Origin of the sequence: Paenibacillus profundus, from assembly GCF_021369635.1 — a bacterium.
GTDB lineage: Bacteria > Bacillota > Bacilli > Paenibacillales > Paenibacillaceae > Paenibacillus_B > Paenibacillus_B profundus.
Genome location: NZ_JAJNBZ010000011.1, coordinates 1 through 1,326 on the forward strand (window position 1 = coordinate 1; position 1,326 = coordinate 1,326).

General features: G+C 49.1%; 1 protein-coding gene. It reads right to left on the bottom strand.

What is annotated here, in order from left to right:
- Positions 1–197: 197 nt before the first annotated feature.
- Positions 198–1,109 (bottom strand): transposase, encoded by a 912-nt coding sequence (locus tag LQV63_RS14615; RefSeq protein WP_233697270.1) that lies wholly within the window; start codon positions 1,107–1,109, stop codon positions 198–200.
- Positions 1,110–1,326 lie beyond the last annotated feature (217 nt).

The following is a 1,326-nucleotide window of genomic DNA, read 5'->3' on the forward strand; positions in this document are numbered from 1 at the left end:
TACTGCCAGGACGCTCAATCATCGACAACCGGAACGGTGCTAGAAATACTGCCAGGACGCTCAATCATCGACAACCGGAACGGTGCTAGAAATACTGCCAGAACTCTCAAACAGCCGCAGTTGAAACGGAATAAACTAATGAGGTGTGACACGTTTCGCAATAACGACTCGTTCAAGGTGCGACGCAATCAACTATGTCATGCTGCTATTTGTATGCCTGAAACTAAGGGCTCCTCAAATCGGGTGCAAGAAGCAGCTGAGGAAGGGGAAAGCACAGCCACGCATAAGCACAATAGTTGCTCCCAAGTGGACGTATGTTGGAGAGATGTATTGAATCGAAAGCAAAATTCATCCAGGTATGCCTGAAGATATTTGGCGCCTATCCCGTGAAATGTGTCGTTCATCCAGCGCCACGCCCGTTTGAAGGATTGATATAAAGGACTGTTGCGGCGAACCTGGAAATTGTGTCGGATGATGGATGTCTCGGTAGCAGTCTTAGCGACATGCAGATCAGCGAAGTGTTCGCAGTCAGAGCGGAGCAGCAACTTGTTCGAGTGATGAGTTGGCTCCACTAGCTTCATCTTAAGTTCGCCCGTTTGTCCGTCTGGCATGACGGATTCAGCAACGATTAGAGGGCATTCCCGAGGGTTAAGTTGTCTAGAAGGATGATGGCCATAGAAGGCCACGAAGCCATGAACCATCCCTGCCAGCGGCCGAACGGTATCACCACGGCTAATCGCGGCTCGGATCTTATGCAGCATCAACCAAGCGGTCTTGTATGTAACCTCGATAATCGAGCTGAGCCGGACGGCGTTGATGCCGATATCGGAACGAGAGACAAGCCAGAATGCAGTGAGCCACTTCTGCAAGGACGTGCGGCTGCCTTCCATGACCGTGCCAGCGATGAGCGATGTCTGATGGCGGCAAGCGCGGCACTCGTACAGTGGAAGCCGGCGTGTCCGGATGACGTAGGCATGGGCGTGCTGACAGCGTGGGCAGACAAAACCATGTGGCCACTTCAAATTATATAGGAAAGAGACGCAAGAAGATTCGTTATGAAACTGACGCTGCAACTCTTCCAATGTATCGACAGATTGCAATGCCTCCATAAAGTCATCCTCCTCGTCACGGAATGATTTGGCCTAACTTAAAAATATATGTTCCTATACTCATTGTACAGAACAAATGTTCGTTTATCAAGTTTATTTTCTAATATTATGAAATATTCTCGTTTTCAGGGGAACGTTATGCTGTTCTGAATGAAGGGGAGAGTGATGCAAAGGAGCGAACGAGAACCCCTTCTCAAGGAAGAGGAAATTAACACAC